This is a genomic window from Streptomyces sp. Y1 (assembly GCF_041053115.1).
Classification (GTDB): Bacteria; Actinomycetota; Actinomycetes; order Streptomycetales; family Streptomycetaceae; genus Kitasatospora; species Kitasatospora rubellomurina.
Genome location: NZ_CP163445.1, coordinates 4,097,964 through 4,115,799, shown reverse-complemented (window position 1 = coordinate 4,115,799; position 17,836 = coordinate 4,097,964). Strand labels below are relative to the sequence as shown.

Annotated in this window: 17 protein-coding genes; 8 read left to right on the top strand and 9 right to left on the bottom strand. The window is 73.6% G+C overall.

Going from position 1 to position 17,836, the window contains the following annotated elements; all coding sequences use genetic code 11:
- The first annotated feature begins 73 nt into the window (after positions 1-73).
- A complete protein-coding gene (locus tag AB2U05_RS17520) occupies positions 74-595 on the top strand; it encodes an ArsR/SmtB family transcription factor (RefSeq protein WP_369183676.1) in 522 nt (173 codons plus the stop codon).
- Positions 596-696: 101 nt separating this feature from the next.
- Here the strand turns inward: AB2U05_RS17520 and AB2U05_RS17515 are convergent, their stop codons facing one another.
- Positions 697-1,341: a GrpB family protein gene (locus AB2U05_RS17515; RefSeq protein WP_369183675.1), complete on the bottom strand. Its 645-nt coding sequence runs from the start codon at positions 1,339-1,341 to the stop codon at positions 697-699.
- A 102-nt stretch (positions 1,342-1,443) separates the two neighbouring features.
- Entirely contained in the window at positions 1,444-2,979 is a 1,536-nt protein-coding gene (locus tag AB2U05_RS17510; RefSeq protein WP_369183674.1) for an MFS transporter, read from the bottom strand.
- Between the two features lie 261 nt (positions 2,980-3,240).
- On the opposite strand from AB2U05_RS17510, the gene AB2U05_RS17505 reads away from it, so the two are divergent.
- Positions 3,241-4,053, top strand: a complete 813-nt coding sequence (locus tag AB2U05_RS17505) for a TetR/AcrR family transcriptional regulator C-terminal domain-containing protein (protein WP_078860172.1) — start codon at positions 3,241-3,243, stop codon at positions 4,051-4,053.
- Positions 4,054-4,146: 93 nt separating this feature from the next.
- Here AB2U05_RS17505 and AB2U05_RS17500 read toward each other — a convergent pair whose 3' ends face one another.
- Together AB2U05_RS17500 and AB2U05_RS17495 are read right to left on the bottom strand one after the other, a co-directional pair.
- Positions 4,147-4,944 (bottom strand): VOC family protein, encoded by a 798-nt coding sequence (locus AB2U05_RS17500; protein ID WP_369183673.1) that lies wholly within the window; start codon positions 4,942-4,944, stop codon positions 4,147-4,149.
- A 130-nt stretch (positions 4,945-5,074) separates the two neighbouring features.
- The gene (locus AB2U05_RS17495) at positions 5,075-7,480 is read right to left on the bottom strand and encodes a germacradienol/geosmin synthase (protein WP_369183672.1); all 2,406 of its coding nucleotides are present in this window, start codon (positions 7,478-7,480) and stop codon (positions 5,075-5,077) included.
- 291 nt (positions 7,481-7,771) lie between these two features.
- Between AB2U05_RS17495 and AB2U05_RS17490 the strand changes: the two genes are divergently transcribed.
- The gene (locus AB2U05_RS17490; RefSeq protein ID WP_045698515.1) at positions 7,772-8,413 is read left to right on the top strand and encodes an HhH-GPD-type base excision DNA repair protein; all 642 of its coding nucleotides are present in this window, start codon (positions 7,772-7,774) and stop codon (positions 8,411-8,413) included.
- Between the two features lie 78 nt (positions 8,414-8,491).
- On the opposite strand, the gene AB2U05_RS17485 is transcribed toward AB2U05_RS17490, so the two are convergent.
- Complete coding sequence (locus AB2U05_RS17485; RefSeq protein WP_045709633.1) at positions 8,492-8,704, bottom strand: KTSC domain-containing protein; 213 nt, start codon at positions 8,702-8,704, stop codon at positions 8,492-8,494.
- A gap of 70 nt (positions 8,705-8,774) precedes the next feature.
- Positions 8,775-10,280, bottom strand: coding sequence for an MFS transporter (locus tag AB2U05_RS17480; protein ID WP_369185964.1), 1,506 nt, complete (start codon positions 10,278-10,280; stop codon positions 8,775-8,777).
- Between the two features lie 100 nt (positions 10,281-10,380).
- Here AB2U05_RS17480 and AB2U05_RS17475 point away from each other — a divergent pair, with 100 nt between their 5' ends.
- A complete protein-coding gene (locus tag AB2U05_RS17475) occupies positions 10,381-11,355 on the top strand; it encodes a YafY family protein (protein ID WP_045698522.1) in 975 nt (324 codons plus the stop codon).
- Here the strand turns inward: AB2U05_RS17475 and AB2U05_RS17470 are convergent.
- Both AB2U05_RS17470 and AB2U05_RS17465 read right to left on the bottom strand, forming a co-directional pair.
- Entirely contained in the window at positions 11,340-12,224 is an 885-nt protein-coding gene (locus tag AB2U05_RS17470) for a hypothetical protein (protein WP_369183671.1), read from the bottom strand. The two genes, AB2U05_RS17475 and AB2U05_RS17470, sit on opposite strands and share 16 nt — an antisense overlap.
- A gap of 5 nt (positions 12,225-12,229) precedes the next feature.
- Complete coding sequence (locus AB2U05_RS17465; RefSeq protein WP_369183670.1) at positions 12,230-12,748, bottom strand: YbhB/YbcL family Raf kinase inhibitor-like protein; 519 nt, start codon at positions 12,746-12,748, stop codon at positions 12,230-12,232.
- Positions 12,749-12,830: 82 nt separating this feature from the next.
- Between AB2U05_RS17465 and AB2U05_RS17460 the strand changes: the two genes are divergently transcribed.
- Positions 12,831-13,514, top strand: coding sequence for a rhomboid family intramembrane serine protease (locus AB2U05_RS17460; RefSeq protein ID WP_369183669.1), 684 nt, complete (start codon positions 12,831-12,833; stop codon positions 13,512-13,514).
- Between the two features lie 91 nt (positions 13,515-13,605).
- Complete coding sequence (locus AB2U05_RS17455; RefSeq protein ID WP_369183668.1) at positions 13,606-14,772, top strand: hypothetical protein; 1,167 nt, start codon at positions 13,606-13,608, stop codon at positions 14,770-14,772.
- A 1-nt stretch (position 14,773) separates the two neighbouring features.
- Here AB2U05_RS17455 and AB2U05_RS17450 read toward each other — a convergent pair whose 3' ends face one another.
- Positions 14,774-16,351, bottom strand: a complete 1,578-nt coding sequence (locus AB2U05_RS17450) for a helicase HerA-like domain-containing protein (protein WP_045709639.1) — start codon at positions 16,349-16,351, stop codon at positions 14,774-14,776.
- 179 nt (positions 16,352-16,530) lie between these two features.
- Here AB2U05_RS17450 and AB2U05_RS17445 point away from each other — a divergent pair, with 179 nt between their 5' ends.
- Both AB2U05_RS17445 and AB2U05_RS17440 read left to right on the top strand, forming a co-directional pair.
- A complete protein-coding gene (locus tag AB2U05_RS17445; RefSeq protein ID WP_030061387.1) occupies positions 16,531-16,827 on the top strand; it encodes a type II toxin-antitoxin system VapB family antitoxin in 297 nt (98 codons plus the stop codon).
- 272 nt (positions 16,828-17,099) lie between these two features.
- Positions 17,100-17,789 (top strand): LytR C-terminal domain-containing protein, encoded by a 690-nt coding sequence (locus tag AB2U05_RS17440; RefSeq protein ID WP_052706454.1) that lies wholly within the window; start codon positions 17,100-17,102, stop codon positions 17,787-17,789.
- Positions 17,790-17,836: the final 47 nt, after the last annotated feature.

The window sequence follows — 17,836 nt, the reverse complement described above, 5'->3', positions numbered from 1 at the left end:
GGCGCCACCCTACCCCCAAGCATATGATTGGCGGTAGGGATCCGCCCCCGCCGGATGCGGTTTACTGGCCTGCGTGACCGACACCGACCCCGTCCTGCGCGCCCTCGCCCACCCCCTGCGGCTGCGCATGCTCAGCCTCGTCTGGCCCGGGCCGATGTCGGCCGCCGAACTCGCCCGCGAGCTCGGCGTCTCGCACGCGCTCGCCAGCCAGCACCTGCGGCGGCTGGACGCGGTCGGCCTGGTCGAACTCGCCGAGGAACGCACCCGCCGCGGCGGCAAGGAGCGCCGCTACCGCGCCGTCCGCGGCACCCCGCTGTCCGACCAGCAGCAGGGCGCGCCGCTGCTCGCCGAGACCATGGCGCACACCCTCCGGGAACGCGCCGGACGGCGACTGGAGGGCGCCGAGGGCGTGACCGTCGACGCCGAACTGTGGGTCGACGACCGCACCTGGCAGGACGTCCGCCGGCGGCTCGCCGACATCGCCGTCGAACTCCACGAGGCCGCCCGCCCCCCGCACACGCCGGGCACGGCGCCGCTCGGGCTCAGCCTGATGGCCTTCCCGCTGCGGGACACCGCGGCGCCGGCCGAGGACTGACCGGCCCCGTTCCACTGAAGACGATCAACTCGCCTGACACGTCAGCCCGTTCACGGCGAAGCGCGCCGGCACGCCCGACCGGGCCCCGCGCGCGGCTCCCGTCAGCCGCCGAACTCCCGGGCCTCCGCCATGAGTTCGGCGACGGTCGCGGCCTTGCGGTCGGAGTAGGCGAGCAGCCGCCCGGCGGCCCGGACGGCCTCCCACTTGGCGTCCGCGTACCGGGCGGCGGCCTGCGGGCGGGCCCGCAGGTAGTCCCGGAACATCAGGTTGTCCGCCCACAACGGCCCGCCCAGCGCGACGACGTGGACGTTCGCCGGCCGCTCGCCGCGCCACCGCAGGTACTGCCGGCCGGGGACGCCGGACTCGCCCAGGTGCTCGAAGCCGAGCCCGCGGACGGCCGCGACCACCGCGTCGGTGTCGCCCGGCGCGCAGCCGATCTGGACGTCGAGCACCGGCTTGGCGTCCAGCCCGGGGACGGAGGTCGAGCCGATGTGCTCGACCTCGGCCGGCACCGGCAGCGCCGCCGCGAGCCGGTCCACGAGGGCACGGCCGGCGTCCGCCCAGGCCGGGTCGTACGGGGCCAGGTGGACGGGTTCGTCGAGGTCGGGCGCGGCGGGCATGACAGCGAGGGTAGCGGGCGCGCCGGACCCGGCGTCCGGCCAGGTGTCCGGCACGGTGTCCAGCCGGGACGGGCGCTCGGCGTGGTCGGCGGCGGGCATCGCGGGCATCGCGGGCATCGCGGGCATCGCGGCATGCCGGAAGGCCACGCGGACGGCCGGACGCGCCGATGGCCCCGGCCGCCCGAGGCGGGTCCGGGGCCGTCTGCGGCACCAGGGTTCAGCGGAACGTCACCCGACCGGCTCGGCCACCGGCTGCTCCGTCTGCTGCTCCGCCTGCTCAGCCTGCTCAGCCTGCTCGGCCTGGCCCTTCGCCCCGCCCCGCATCAGCACCAGGGTGAGCGCCGCGGCCGCCAGGACGGCGATCCCGCCCACCGTGAAGGTGGTGGAGGTCGCGGTGCTGAAGGCCTGCCGGGCGGCGCCGGCCAGCGCGCCGTCCCCGTGCTCGGCGGCGAGGGCGAGCGCGTCGGTGACGGCGTGCCGGGCCGGGGCCGGCGCGCCGGCGGGCATCTCGCCGGTGTAGGTGCTGGAGAGCACGGTGCCGAGGATGGCGACGCCGAGCGCGGCGCCGGACTGCTGGATGGTGTCGTTGAGCGCGGAGCCGACGCCGGCGTGCTCGCCGGGGATGGCGCCCATCAGGGCGTTGGCGGCGGCCGGCATGCCGAGGCCGGAGCCGATGCCGAGCACCAGCATGGCGAGGGCGACCTTGGTGAAGCCGTCGCCGACCGACAGGGTGGCGAGCAGGCCGAAGCCGCCGGCGATGATCAGCATGCCGACCGCAGTCAGCACCCGCGGCGAGACCCTCTTGCCGAGCGCGGCGCCGAGGCCGTTGCACACGAGCGAGGCGACGGCCAGCGGGATGAAGGCCAGGCCGGTGTCGGTGGGCGTGAAGTCCAGCACGAACTGCAGGTACTGGGTGAGCACCAGCATCAGGCCGCCGGTGGCGAAGGTGAGCAGGACGAGCGAGAAGCTGGCGCCGGTGAAGACCCGGTTGCGGAAGAGCTTGATCGGGACCATCGGCGAGTCGGTGCGGACCTGGCGGATGCCGAAGGCGGTCAGCGAGGCGACGGCGACGACGAGCGCGGCGAGCGTCCCGGCGCTGGTGAAGCCGTCGCGGGGCAGCACGATGATGGACCAGACGAGGGCGGTCATCCCGACCATCGAGAGCACCATGCCGGGCACGTCGGGCTTGCGCCACGGGCCCTTGGACTCGGGCATCAGGACGACGGCGGCGATGATCGCGACGACCGCGATCGGCACGTTGAGCAGGAACACGGCGCCCCACCAGAAGTGGGCGATCAGCGCACCGCCCAGCACCGGCCCGCCGACCAGGCCGATCATGGCCACCGCGCTCCAGGCGGCGATCGCCTTGGGGCGCTCCTCCTCGTCGAAGACGGTGATCAGGATGGACAGGGTGCTCGGCATGACCAGGGCGCCTCCGACGCCCATCAGCACCCGCCCGGCGATGAGCTGGCCCGGGCTGGAGGCGACGGCCGCGACGAGCGAGGCGGCGCCGAACAGCACCAGTCCGATGATCATCACCTTTCGGCGCCCGAAGCGGTCGGAGAGGCTGCCGGAGGTCAGCAGCAGGCCGGCGAAGACCAGGATGTAGGAGTCGATGATCCACTGGATGTCCTGCGCCCCGGCCTTGAGGTCCGCCGCGATCGGCGGGATGGACACCGTGAGCACCATGTTGTCGATCACCAGCACCAGGCTGCTGAGGCAGAGCACGATCAGGATGAGCCAGCGCTGCGGTTGCCGTACCACCGCGCACCCCCTTCGAAGTCGCCGCACCGGCCGTGCCGTGCGGTAGCCGTCGTCAGCACCCCGTCCGCAGTCCCATCGGAACGGTGTGCGCTACGCCGAACACTGTACGGACAGCGAACGGTGTGCGCAACGGCGAACACCGAACGGAAGCCGAACAGTGTGCGCGCGGCCGTACGGCGTTCGGCGATCCGGCCTATGCTGGACGGCGACGGGCCCGGCGCAGCAGCCGGGCCGGCGGAACGAGGCCAGAAGGAGGGCCGGATGACGGCCAAGTCGGAGGACGAAGCGGACACCCGGCGGAGCGCCGCGCCCAGGAAGGGCAAGGACGCCGGCCCGGGCATCACCAACCCGTGGGCCCGCCCGCAGCGCCCCCGGCGCGAACAGCCGGTGCTCAGCCGCGAGCAGATCGTCCAGGAGGCGCTGGCCCTGCTGGACGCCGAGGGCGTCGAGGCCCTGAGCATGCGCAAGCTCGGCACCCGCCTCAACGCCGGCGCCACCTCGCTGTACACCCACGTCGCCAACAAGGACGAGCTGCTGGCGCTGGTCGTCGACCAGGTCTTCGGCGAGCTGCCGATGCCGCGGGCCGAGGGCGCCGAGCAGCCGGAGGTCTGGCGCGCGGCCGTCGAGGGCTGCGCCGAGGACATGCGCGCGTGCATGCTGCGTCACCCGTGGATGGTCTCCGTGATGGGCGACGTCGGGATGGTGTACTTCGGCCCCAGCTGGATGCGGGTCTCCGAGGCGATGCTCGCCCTGATGGAGACGGCCGGCTTCGAACCCCGCGAGGCCAACGACGCGATGGGCGCCGTCATCGGCTACACCATCGGCTCGGCCAGCGTGGAGGCCGCCTGGCTCAGCGCGCTCAAGCGCAGCGGCCGCGACGAGCAGGAGTTCATGGACGAGATGCTGCCCGCCGTCATCGAGGCGACCAAGGACTACCCGCGCCTGCACCGGCTGTACCACACGGCCGTGCAGCAGGACGTCGCGGACGGCCGGGACAGCGGCTTCCTCACCGGCGTCCGGCTGGTCCTGGACGGGGTCGAGGCCGCGCTGAAGGCCCGGCAGCAGCAGGGCTGACCGACCACGGGCGGGGGCGGTCCGCCGAACGGCCGCCCCCGCCGGACCGGCGCGCTCGGACGCCTGCGGACCGGCGCGCTCCGACGCCTGCGGTCAGGCGTCCTCGGTGCCCGGCCGCTCCCCCACCGTGCGGCCGAGGTCGATGATCCCGAACGCCGCGCCCTGCGGGTCGCCGACCGCCGCGAACCGGCCGAACGGGCTGTCCATCGGCCCGAAGTACACCTTCCCGCCGCGCGCCGTCAGCCGGTCGATCGCCGCGTCGGTGTCGTTCACCCCGAAGTAGACGCTGATGTACGAGGGCGCCTCGGGCGGCAGGAAGTCGCCCACCGCCGCCATCCGGCCCAGCACCGGCCGGTCGCCGACCTTGAACATCCGGTAGTCGAAGTCACCGCCGACCATCTTCAGCTCGCCGTACGGGAAGACCGCCGGGAAGAAGGCGTCCGCCTTCGCCGGCTCGCGGGTGATCACCTCCGCCCAGCAGAACGAGCCCGGCCCGTCCTGCTTCTCGAAGCCCGCGTGCACCCCGCCCTGCCAGACGCCGAACACCACGCCGCCCGGGTCCCTGGCGATCACCATGGTGCCGAAGTCGCCGACCGCCATCGGGCCCATCACCACCTCGCCGCCGGCCGCCCGGATCCGCTCGGCGGTGGCGGCCGCGTCCGGCGAGGCCAGGTACAGGCACCAGGCGGACTGCACCTCCTGGCCGGGCATCGGCGGCACGATCGCGGCGACGGCCTTGCCGTCCGAGTACGCCTGCGTGTAGTTCCCGTACTCCGACGAGCTCTCGCCGAAGGTCCAGCCCAGGATGTCGCCGTAGAAGGACTTCGCGCCCTCCAGGTCGGTGAACATCGCGTCGGCCCAACAGGGTGTGCCCTCAGGTAGCGCAGCCATGGTCCTGCCCTCGTGTGCGGCGATGCGCGCACGCCGGCGGGCGTGCGCGGCCCCCGACTCGCCAGCCTAGCCACGGCGCGGCGGACCCGCGCGGGATCGGGCCCGCGCGGGTGCTTTCCGACTCCCGCCGCTACCTCACCGGCGCCGCCCCGGCCGGCTGCGGGCGCAGCGAGGACGTGCCCAGGCCGGTCGGGCCGAGCGGCACCGCCCCCACGGCCGCCGCCGGCGCCGGCGCCGCCTGGGCGCCGCGCGCCGCGAGCACCCGCTCCTCGCCGAAGTGCCGCCGCAGGTCCTCCTCGCGGTACCGCCGGCAGCCCTCGTGCCAGTTCAGGATGCCGGCGAGCCAGTCCTCCAGCTCCCGCACGTACCGGTCGAGGACCGCCCCGGCCGCCGCGTCCAGCCCGAAGTCCTCGGACATCACCGGGAGTTCGCTGCGCACGACGTGCTGGAACTGGTCCAGGCGCGAGCGCATCAGGTCGCCGACGATCCGCACGGCCGCCGGGTGGTCGCAGTCGAAGAAGTTCTGCACGACCAGGACGGCGTTGTGCAGCTCGCCCTCGTACTCGATCTCCTTCCGGTACGAGAACAGGTCGTTCACCAGGGCCGCGTAGTCCATCGCGGAGTTCTCCAGCGAGCGCATCGCGCCGTGCCGGTAGACCTCCGGCGGCACGTCCTCGCCGTGGCCGATCCGGCTCAGGGCGGCGGTGAGGTCGGAGCCGAAGGTGGCGCGGCGCATCTCCAGGTAGTCCACCGGGTCCGGGACGCGGTTCTGGATGTGGTTGGCCAACTCCCAGACCCAGCTGGCGATCATCGACTCGACCGACGCGCGCAGCCGGCCCCGGGCCTCGGCGCCCATCGGGCCGGCGGTGCGCTCCCAGAGGTCGGCGAGGCCGCGCTCCAGCGCGTTGGCGGGCTCGGGTACGGGGGTCTCGTCCAGCGGCATGAACAGCGCGAGCCGCTGGTTGGCCAGCTTGGCCCCCGGCAGGTCGCGGGTGCGCCCGAAGACCGCCGGGTAGTAGTCGTCGGCCCAGGTGCCCCAGGCCAACCAGGCGGAGGAGACGTCGAGTTGCTCGGCGGTGGCCTCCGGGTGGATGCCGGCCGCGCAGAGCGGGAGGTCGTAGTCGGCCAGCGACTCGGCGTCCCAGAGGCCCGGTCCGGGCAGGCCCGGCTGCTCACCCAGCAGGCCCATCCGCCCGGCCCACTCCGCCAGGCGTTCCCGCGCGCCGTCCAGGTGCGGACTCATCCGCAGCTCGAACGGCAGTGCGAGCTCGGGCAGTTGGGACGGCCCGGTCGGCCGGTACGGCAGGTAGCTGTGCGCGCGGGCCCGCCGCACCGCCGGGGCCGGTCCGCCCGAGCGCCCGTGCGAACCGTCCGCCACCGGGGCCCCCGTCGCCCCGCCGCGCAGGACGTCCAGCGCCGAGGTGCCGATCCCGCCGATCGCGTACGCGTCCCACCAGTTGCCGCCGCCGGCGCCCGTACCCGGCAGTCCGGGCAGCCCGCCACCGGCGCCCGGCGCGACCTCGGACTCCGGACCCGCCGCCGTGCCACCGCCGTTCATGTAGCGGCTGGACCGCATGTGCCACTCGTGGCCGCCCGCCTGCCAGTCCTGCAGGCCCTTGACGTACGCCAGCACCCGCGCCCGGCCCGCCGCGTCCAGCCCGGACTCGGCGAACAGCACCGGCAGTTCGGTGAACACGGTGTTCTCGAACTGCTGGAGCCGCGAGGTGAGCAGGTCGTTGACCGCCTCGGCGGCCTGCTGCGTGGAGCACTCCAGGAAGGTCTCCAACACCAGGATGCCGTTGCTGAGTTCGCCCTCGTCCTCGACCTCGCGCTGGTACGAGAAGATGTCGTTGCGCAGGTGCACGCCGTCCGCGAAGGCGTCCATCAGCACCCGCAGCGGCCGCGAACCCGAAACCTCCTGCGGCACCTCGGCGTTCGCCGCGTACTCGACCAGCTGCGCCGACCACGGCGCGCCGCCGACCTTGCGGCGCATCTCGATGTACTCCACCGGGTTGGCGATCCGGCCGGCGTCGATGTTGGCGAGCTCCCACAGCGACTCGTCGAGCAGGTTGCGGGTGCTCTCGGCGAACCGCTTCCGCCAGTCCGCCCCCATCGCCGGCACCGTGCGCCGCCACAGGTCCGCCAGCCCGGCCTCGACCGGGTTCTCCGGCTCGGGCAGCTCCGCGTCCGGGTCGGCCGGCATGAACAGCGGCAGCCGGTCCAGGTGCGCCTTTCCGGCCGCCCGGTCGTTGGTGCGCTTGTACATGTCGAGGAAGTGGTCGTCGAAGAAGAACACCCAGACGTACCAGTCGGTGACCAGCGACAGCGCCTCGGCCGAGCAGTCGGGGTGCGTGTAGGCGCACAGCAGCCCGTAGTCGTGGGCGTCCAGATCGGCCTGCTCCCAGATCCCGGAGCCCTCCAGCATCCCCATCTCCCGTGCCCACACGGTGGAGTGGGCCCGGGCCTCGTCCAGGTGCGGGTTGAGCCGCGCCGGATGCGGCACGTAGAAGGACGGCAGTTCGAACGGCTGGGTCACGGCGGGCAGGCCTTTCTGGACGCGTCGTTTGCAGCAAGGATGACCTGCCCCCACCACCCCGCACGACCCAACCGAAACAGTCATATGAGATGACTCGCTGGCCCGGGCAAAATGTATTCCGCACCCGGACCGAAGTCCCCGAAAAACCAATCCGCCGACGAACCATGCAGTTCCAGCAAGGGAACAGAACACCAAGAGTTCCCCAGATACGGGCGTGTTGACAGCAGCCGATCTCACCGCGTCCACCAGACTGGGCGCCGACCCGACGTCAACTCCGAGGAGGGTACGCGCATGAACGTCACCGTCCGGCTCGCCCAACAGCCCGAGGCCGACGAACTGCTCGGACGCAGCGCGCTCGCCGTGCTCGTCGGCATGTTGTTGGACCAACAGGTGCCCATGGAATGGGCGTTCACCGGCCCGCTGACCATCGCCCAGCGTCTCGACCGGGACGACCTGGACGCGCACGAGATCGCCACCTACAACCCGGAGGAGTTCGTCGCGCTCCTCTCCGCCAAGCCCGCCGTCCACCGCTACCCGGCCGCGATGGCCAAACGGGTGCAGCAGCTCTGCCAGTTCCTCGTCGCGCAGTACGACGGCGAGGCCGACGCCCTCTGGAAGGGCGTCCGCACCGGCAAGGAACTGCTCAGCCGGCTCAACGCCCTTCCCGGCTTCGGCAAGCAGAAGTCGCAGATCTTCCTGGCCCTGCTCGGCAAGCAGTACGGCGTACGGCCGGAGGGCTGGCGCGAGGCCGCCGGCGCGTACGGCGAGGAGGGCGCGCACCGCTCGGTCGCCGACATCACCGGGCCCGAATCCCTCACCCTGGTACGGGAGTTCAAGCAGGAGGCGAAGCGCGCCGCGAAGGAGGCGAAGGCCGCCGCGAAGCCGCGCACCACCTCCCGGGTCACGACCGCCGGCGTCACCGCGCTCCGCTGACCCCGGGGATGGCCTCGCGGACGGCGGCGGGGACGGCCGTGCGGACCACCGCGCGACCCGCTCCCGCGCACGGCACCGTCACCGCACCCGCCGGTAGGCGTACCGCCCGCGCACCCGCCGGACGAAGTACCGCCCGTGGCTCTCCGCCGCCAGCAACTCCCGGTGCACGCGGGCCGGCACGTCCGCGTAGGCGTACACCCGGCCGCCGACGAACTCCAGCTCCAGCCGCCGCGCCGACGGGTCGTAGCCGACCGAGCGCAGCACCGAGGAGTCCACCGCCGTACGGTCCATGGCATCCCAGTGTGCGCCGAGGGCCCCGGCCGCGCATCGCGACCGGGGCCCTCGGCGGGCGGGACCTCCGTCAGACCAGGGCGGGCTCGCGCCGGTCCGCAGCGCCCTCGACCCCGCCCTCGACCCCGCCCCCGGCGACGACCCCGGCCGCGCCCGCCCGCCGCTTCGGCAGCGCGAACATCAGCAGGAACACCACCGCCAGCACCCCCGCGACCCACCACATCGCGTGCACGAAGGCCCCGCCGAAGGCCGTCCCGACCGCCTCCGGCGCGACCCGGTCGTCCATCGCCCCGAAGAAGGCGACCGACACCAGCCCGAGCCCGAGCGCGTTCCCCACCTGCTGCACGGTGTTGATCAGCCCGGACGCCGATCCGGCTTGGTCGCGCGGCACCTGCGCCAGCACGGCGTCGGTGATCGGCGCGACCACCAGCCCCATCCCGAGGCCCATCACGATCAGCGGCAGCGCCATCTGCCAGGGCGCGATGGCCGTCCCGTACCGGTCCGCCGCCGCGAGGTAGAGCAGCACGCCGACCAGCATCAGCAGCGCGCCGGCCTGCAGGACCCGCCGGCCGAACCGCGGCACCAGCTTCTGCACGGACAGGCCGGCGGCGGTGGAGACGGCGAGCGAGAACGGGATGCCGGTGGCGCCGGCCTTGAGCGGGCTCCAGCCCAGGCCGAGCTGCATATACAGCGTCCAGACCAGGAAGAAGATCCCGAGCGCGACGTTGAAGGCGGTCTGCACGGCGATGCCGGCCACGAAGGACCGCACCCGGAACAGCGACAGCTCCACCAGCGGCGAGCCGTCCCGCCGGGTCTTGACCTTCTCGTACGCCACGAAGAGCGCGAACACCGGCAGGCTGCCGGCCATCGACAGGTACCCCCACAGCGGCCAGCCGGCCTCCCGCCCGTGCGTCAGCGGGTAGATCAGCATCAGCAGCGCGAGGCTCGCCAGCAGCACGCCCACCAGGTCCAGCTTGAGGGCCCGGTCGGCCTTGGACTCGTCGATGAAGCGGCGGCCGAGCAGCAGGCCGGCGATGCCGACCGGCAGGTTGATCAGGAAGATCGGCCGCCAGGCGAGGCCGAACAGGTCGCCCTCGGTGAGCAGCGCGCCGATCATCGGGCCGGAGACCGCGCCCAGCCCGACCACCGCCCCGAACATGCCGAACACCTTGCCGCGCTCCTCCGCCGGGAAGCTGGCGTGGATGATCGACAGCACCTGCGGCACCATCAGCGCTGCCGTCCCGCCCTGGAACACCCGCATCGCGACCAGCATCTCCGGCCCGGAGGCCAGCCCGCACAGCGCCGAGGCCAGGGTGAAGCCGCCGATCCCGATCAGGAACAGCCGCCGGCGCCCGTGCACGTCGCCCAGCCGGCCGCCGGTGATCAGCCCGATCGCGAAGGCCAGCGCGTACCCGCCGGTGACCCACTGGACGGCGCCGAAGGAGGCGCCGGTGTCCGCCTGGATGCTCGGGATCGCGATGTTGACGATGGTCACGTCCACCAGGTCCATGAAGGAGGCGACCATCACGATCGCCAACGCGATCCACCTCCGCCGGTCTCCGCCCGCCGTACTCATCCGGTACTCCTCGCCCGCCTCGCTCGTCTGCTGCACGTCCACGACGGTAGGCGGCATCTAGGTCAGTTCCTGTCCCAGTTCGTCCGGCATGCTGGGAGGCATGACCGACACCCCGGCCCGGCTGCTGACCCTGCTGTCCCTGCTGCAGACCCCGCGCGAGTGGCCCGGCAGCGAACTCGCCGAACGCCTCGGCGTCAGCCCGCGCACCATCCGGCGCGACATCGACCGGCTGCGCGACCTCGGCTACCCGGTGCAGGCGACGCTGGGCGCGGTCGGCGGCTACCGGCTGGTCGCGGGCACCGCGATGCCGCCGCTGCTGCTGGACGACGAGGAGGCGGTGGCCATCGCGGTCGGGCTCCGGGCGGCGGCCGGGCACGCCGTGGTCGGCATCGAGGAGGCGTCCGTCCGGGCGCTCGGCAAGCTGCTCCAGGTGCTGCCGAGCCGGCTGCGGCACCGGGTCGGCACGCTGAACACCGCCACCCTCCCGCTCCCCGGGGACGGCCCGACCGTCGACCCGGAGGACCTGACGGTGCTCGCGAACGCCGTGGCCAACCGGGAGCGGCTGCGCTTCGCCTACCGCGCCTACGACGGCGCCGAGACCCGGCGCCTCGTCGAACCCGAGCGGCTGGTCTCGGCCGGCCGCCGCTGGTACCTGGTCGGCTACGACCTCGACCGCGACGACTGGCGGCTGTTCCGCGTCGACCGGCTGAGCGAGCCCTTCGCCACCGGCGCCCGCTTCACCCCGCGCCCGTTGCCCGCCGAGGACGCCGCCGCGTTCGTGGCGAGCAAGCTGCGCCGCCCGTCGGCCGCCGTCGAGGTGGTCGCCACCGTGCACGCCCCGGCGCGCAGCGTCCGGGCCCGCTTCAAGCCGAACGACTCCGAGATCGAGCCGATCGACGAGCACAGCTGCCGCCTCCGCTCGCGCGCCGACTCCCTGGAGTACACGGCGATGCGGCTGCTGATGCTGGACTGCGCCTTCGAGGTGCACGAGCCGCCGGAGCTGCGCGCCCACCTGCGCGGGCTCGCCGAGCGCGCCGACCGGGCGGCGGGGACCGGGCGTCAGGCCGAGACCTGATACCAGCCGTTCCCCGCGCGGAACCACAGCACGCCGTCCCGGCCGTGCGCGCGCTGCCGGTCCAGTTCGCCGGACAGCCCCACCCGTCGCTTCGCGGTCCGCTTCCACTCCTTGCCGACGAGCAGGTGCCAGGTCAACTCGCCGTCCTTGGTGAGGAAGACGCCCTCACGGCCACGGACGGCGAACCCGATCGGCAGCCGGACCGGGCTGCGCGTCGTGGTCGACGCCCCGCCGACCGGGTCGACCCGGGTGAGGTAGCTGCCCGAGGAGCTCGGGTACCAGGCCAGCCACGCGCACCCGCCCTCGGTCGCACCGGCCAGACCCTCCAGCGGTTCGCCGGGCAGGCCGCGCGGGCTCCACACCGCCCGGCCCGCCGTGTCGGCGGCCCGCAACCCCGCGGCGGCCATCGGGTGGTCGCCGAAGATGCCCTCGTCCCCGTAGGCCATCCAGATCCGGCCGTCCCGGTCGGTCACCAGCACGGGCATGTCGTCGCCGAGGGAGAGCTCCGCCTCCGGCGTCCCGTCCGGGCCGAACACGACGCCGTTGGGCAGCCAGCCGTCGTCCTCCTCGTCGGCCCGGTAGTCGGCCAGCAGCACCCGCCGGCCCGGCAGCAGCGCCAGGTGGTCCGGCAGGACCTCGACCCCGGTGAGCGGCACCCGCCACTCGCCCTTCCGGCCGAGCACCACCACCTCGCCGTCGTACGGCAGCGTCACGGACGGCCACGAGCCGGCCGGCGCCGTGTACTGCTCCGGCACCAGCAGCACGGCCAACTCGCCGTCCGGCCCGACCGTCCAGGCCCGGGCCCGGCGGCCGGCCGTCAGTTCCTCCTCGGGCAGCCGCCAGACCTCGACCGGACGATCGGGGGTCACGGTGCTCAGACCCCGTACTCGGCGGTCAGCAGCGCGCGGCCCAGCGTGTGGAAGGTCAGGTGGAACCCGACCTGCGCCGGCGGGGTGTCGGCGGTGACGTCCAGCTTCGCCACGTCCAGCGCGTGCACCGCGAAGACGTACCGGTGCGGCGCGCCGGGCGGCGGGGCGGCGCCGTCGTACTGGTTCCCCGGGAAGTCGTTGCGGCCGTGGAAGGAGGCGTCGCCGGGCAGGCTCGCGTCCGAGGAGCCGGCGCCGCGCGGCAGTTCGGTGGTGTCGGCGGGCAGGTTGAGCGCCAGCCAGTGCCACCAGCCGGAGCCGGTCGGCGCGTCCGGGTCGTAGCAGGTGACGGCGATGCCCCGGGTGCCCTCCGGCAGCCCCGACCAGGCCAGCTGCGGCGAGAGGTTGCCGCCGGCGTGGAGGAACTCCCGCGCCAGCGTGGCGCCTTCGGTGATGTCCTCACTGCTCAGCGGGAAGGACGGCACCTGCGGCAGGAACTCGTACGGCAGCGGCGGACGAACACTCATGGGGTGCACCTCTCGGGGTCGGACGACACGGATCACTGTAATGGGGTGCACGACCGATTCGGCCGCCCCTACAGTCGACGTCATGGCCTCCAAACTCGCCCAGTTGCTCTCGGATTCCCGCCGCGCGCTGATGACCATGCTCGGGATCCAGGCCGTCATCTGGACGGTGCAGGTGGTGAACTGGCTGGACGACTACGACCTGTCCCGGGACTACGGCCTGCGCGCGGAGCGGGTGGACGACCTGCCCGCGATGTTCACCATGCCGTTCCTGCACTTCAGTTGGGGCCACATCGTGGCCAACTCCTGGCCGCTGTTCGTGCTCGGCTTCCTGGCCGCCTACCGGGGCATGCGGAAGTTCCTGCTGGCCAGCCTGGTGATCACGGTGTCCGGCGGGCTCACGGTCTGGCTGCTGGCGGGCTCGAACACCGTGACGGCCGGGGCGAGCGGCATGGTCTACGGCTACCTCGGCTACGTGGTGCTGCGCGGGATCCTCGACCGCAACGTGCTGGACGCGGTCGTCGGCCTCGGCGTCGCCGCCACCTACTGGACGATCCTGATCGGCGTGCTGCCGGTCGCCCACGGCGTCAGCTGGCAGGGCCACCTCGGCGGGCTGATCGGCGGACTGGCCGCCGCCGCCCTGCTCCGCGACGGGGCGAAGCCGAAGCCCGCCCCCGCGTCCACCGCGTCCACCGCACCCACCGCACCCACCGCCTCGAACAGCCCCCACGCCGACCTGCTCAAGCAACTCGACGACCTCGGCCTCTGAGATCCTCCAGCGGGTGTCAGGTATAGACCATTCCCACCCCGGCGGCTAGCGTGGGCGGCACACCAGCCCGCCCCCGCTCCGGAGCCGCACCGTGGAGTCGTCCGTCCTCGCCTTCGCCACCGACCTGCTCGACGAGGGCGCCGACGCCTTCTTCGGCAACCTCACCGACCGCGCCCGGGTCGGCGGCGTCACCCTCGCCTCGGTCTACCACGAGGCCCGCGACGTCTTCCCGCACAACCCCCGCCGGGTGGTCCGCTACCTGGAGCCCGGCGCCGCGTACTTCCGCCCCGACCCGGCCGCCTGGCGGGGCCGGCGCCTCGCGCCCGTCCCGTCCACCGCGATCGGCGAGCACGACCCCTTCGCCGAGGCCGCCGCGCAGGCCGGCCGCCGCGGCCTGAAGCTGCACGCCTGGACGGTGTTCTGCCACAACGACCGGCTCGGCTTCGCCCACCCCGACTGCTCCCCGGCCAACGCCTTCGGCGACCGCCACCTCACCGAGCTCTGCCCGGCCAACCCGGAGGTCCGGGAGTACGCCCTCACCCTGGTCGCCGAGCTCGCCCGGTACGGCGTGGACGCGGTCCGCGCCGAGTCCCCGCACTTCCACGGCCTGCGCCACGGCTACCACCACGAGCGCTACTTCGAGGAGCTGGGCCCGACCGCCGAGGCCCTGCTCGGCGTCTGCTTCTGCCCGCACTGCCGCGCCGCCGCCGTCCGCGCGGGCGTCCCGGCCGACGAGGTCGCCGCGGCGGTCCGGACGGAACTGCGCCGCCGGCTGGCCGACGAGCGGGCCGCCGCCGAGCCCGCCGACCTGAGCGCCCTCACGGACGGCGCCTTCGCCGCGTACGTGGACGCCTCCGCCGCCACCGTCACCTCGCTCGCCGCCGACCTCACCGAGCAGGCCCGCCGGCACGGCATGCGGCTGAGCTTCATGGACGGCGGCGGCCCCGGCCGGGGCTGGCTCGCCGGCATCGACCTGCCCGCCCTCACCGAGGTCGTCGACCAGATCGAGACGCTCGGCTACGCGAGGACCCCGGAGGCCGTCCGGGAGAAGCTCGCCGCCTTCGCCCTGCACGGCGTCCGCCCGCAGGACATGGCGGTGATCCTGCGCCCGATGGCCGCCGACTGCGACGGCCCGGAGAACCTCGCCGCCAAGATCGCCGTCCTGCGCGAACTCGGCGTGCCCGAGGTCGAGTTCTACCACTACGGCCTGATGCGGCTGTCCTCCCTGGACCGGATCGGCGCCGCCCTCTCCGGCTGACCTACCGCCGCTTCCGGGACGTCCCGAACAGGCTGCGCGAGATCTCCTGCCCGAGCTGCCGCCCGGCCGAGCGGGCGAAGGACTTCACCGTCGGGTTGCTCAGCAGCGAGCCGAGCAGCCCGCCCGCGCCCTTCGCCTCCTCCCGCTCCTCCCGCCCCTCCCGCCGCGGCGCGGGCTCGCGTTCGGGCTCCCGCGCCGGCTCGACGGGCTCGGGCCGCGCGGCGTCGGCCCGCGCCGTCAGCTTCTCGTACGCCGACTCCCGGTCGATCGCGTCCCGGTAGCGCGCCGTCAGCGGCGAGGCGTCGACGGCCGCCTGCAGCGCCGCCGCCTCGACCGGCCCCATCAGCGACTGCGGCGCGCGCAGCCTGGTCGCCGCGACGGGCGTCGGCGCGCCCTTCTCGGAGAGGACGGTGACCACGGCCTCGCCGGTGCCGAGCGAGGTGAGCACCGCGCTGAGGTCGTAGGAGGAGCGCGGGAAGGTCGAGACGGTGGCCTTGAGCGCCTTGGCGTCGTCCGGGGTGAAGGCGCGCAGCGCGTGCTGCACCCGGTTGCCCAACTGCGCCAGGACGTCGGCCGGCACGTCCTTCGGCGTCTGGGTGACGAAGAAGATGCCGACGCCCTTGGAGCGGATCAGCCGGACGGTCTGGGTGATCGCCTCCAGGAAGGCCTTGGAGGCGCCCTTGAACAGCAGGTGCGCCTCGTCGAAGAAGAACACCAGCTTGGGCTTGTCCGGGTCCCCGACCTCGGGCAGTTCCTGGTAGAGGTCGGCGAGCAGCCACATCAGGAAGGTGGAGAACAGCCGCGGCCGGTCCTGCACGGCGGGCAGTTCGAGCACCGAGACGACGCCCCGGCCGTCCGGGGCGGTCCGCAGCAGTTCGGCGGTGTCGTACTCGGGCTCGCCGAAGAACGCCCCGGCGCCCTCGTTCTCCAGCACGGTGAGCGCGCGCAGGATGACGCCCGCGGTGGCGGCGGAGAGGCCGCCGATGGTCTTCAGCTCCTCCTTGCCCTCGGGCGAGGTGAGGTGGCCGATCACGGCGGTGAGGTCCTTGAGGTCGTAGAGCTCCAGGCCCTTCCGGTCGGCGTAGTGGAACACCAGGCTGAGCGAGGACTCCTGGGTCTCGTTCAGGTCCAGCACCTTGGCGAGCAGCAGCGGCCCGAAGCTGGTGACGGTGGCCCGGACCGGGATGCCGGCGCCCTGACCGCCGAGCGCGTAGAACTCGGTCGGGCAGCCCTGCGGCGTCCACGGCTGCCCGACCTCGGCGGCCCGGGCGGCGGTGCGCTCGCTCGGCGTACCGGGCGCGCAGACGCCGGAGACGTCGCCCTTGATGTCGGCGAGGAACACCGGCACGCCCTGGGCGGAGAGCTGTTCGGCGATCAGCTGGAGGGTCTTGGTCTTGCCGGTGCCGGTGGCCCCGGCGACCAGCCCGTGCCGGTTGAGCACGCCGAGCGGGATGCGCACCTGGGCGTCGGGGTACGCGGTGCCGTCCAGCAGCACCGCGCCGAGGTCGAGCGCGGGCCCGGTGAAGGCGTACCCGTCGGCGATCTCGCGGACGGACGGCGGGGTGAGGGCGGAGGACATCGGCGCACACTCCTGAGCGACGGACGGCTGGCGGCTGGTGGCGAGGAAGGCGGGCCGCGACCGAACTTCGCGACATTTCCCATCAAACAGCCGCATTCGCCCGCCCGCAGCTCACACCCGGGGGCGTGGCGGCGCCGCGGCTGCTACGCCATTCGCCGTCCGAACGGTAGGCTTTCCGTGTGATCTTCAAGCGCATCGGCAATGGGCGGCCGTACCCGGATCACGGCCGGACGAGCACCCGCCAGTGGGCTGACGTCGCCCCGCGTCCGGTGCGGCTCGACCAGCTGGTGACCACCAAGGGCCAACTCGACCTGGAAACCCTGCTGGCCGAGGACTCGACCTTCTACGGGGACCTCTTCGCCCACGTGGTGAAGTGGCACGGCGACCTCTACCTGGAGGACGGGCTGCACCGGGCCGTACGGGCCGCGCTGCAGCAGCGCCAGGTGCTGCACGCCCGCGTCCTCGAAATGGAGTGACGGCCGTCCCCGGCCGCCTCACCCGCATCCCGGACCGCCCGACCGCCACCCCGCGGAGGGCGGTCCGCGCGTACCCGGACACCCGGCCGGGTACCCCCTTTCGGGTACCGGGATACTCCAGATGATGATCGTTTAGTACCTTCGCAGCCGGACGGCACTACGCTGCTGACTACGGCTACGACCTGGGATTCCGCCGCACCCGGCGGACACCCGCACCGGCCGACCCGTCATCCCGACCCCGCCCCGGCACGAGGGGGAGACAAACCGTGAGCATGTTGACTCCCCAAGGCCTCAAGGGGAAGCAGTACCGCGTCACCGGCAACGCCTACCCGCGGCTGGGCCGGCCCCCGAAGAAGAGCCGCAAGGTGATCGCGGCGCTCGCGGGCCTGCTCGCGCTGGCCCTGATCGCCCTCGGCGGCGTGCAGCTGTACGACATCTTCACCGGCCGGAACAAGAACACCTCGGCGCAGGCCTGCGCGACCCCGTCCGGCAAGGCGCTGGCCGCCCCGACGCCGGGCGCCACCCCGGGCGCCCCGGGCGCTCCCGCCGCCGGCACCCCGGCCGCCGCCCAGGGCGACCCGCACGCGATCCCGAAGCCGGCCACCGTCACGGTGAACGTCTACAACGCCACCACCAAGGCCGGCCTGGCCGGGCGGACCGCCGAGGAGCTGAAGAAGCGCGGCTTCACCATCGGCAAGGTCGGCAACGCCCCGGCCGAGCTGGACAAGAAGGTGCCCGGCCCCGCCCAGGTGATCGCCGGCCCGGCCGGCGCCGGCGCGGGCACCCTGGTCGGCTCGCAGATCGCCGGGGCCGCCGTCACCGCCGACGCCCGCACCGACGCCACCGTCGACTTCGTGATCGGCGACAGCTACAACGCCCTGCTGGACGAGAACCAGGCGGCCGCCGCCCTCGCCCTGGCCGTCAAGCCCTCCCCCACCCCGACCGCCACCGGCAGCTGCTGACCCCCCGGCGGACGGACCCCGAACGGACGAGAGCCCCCCGACTCCGG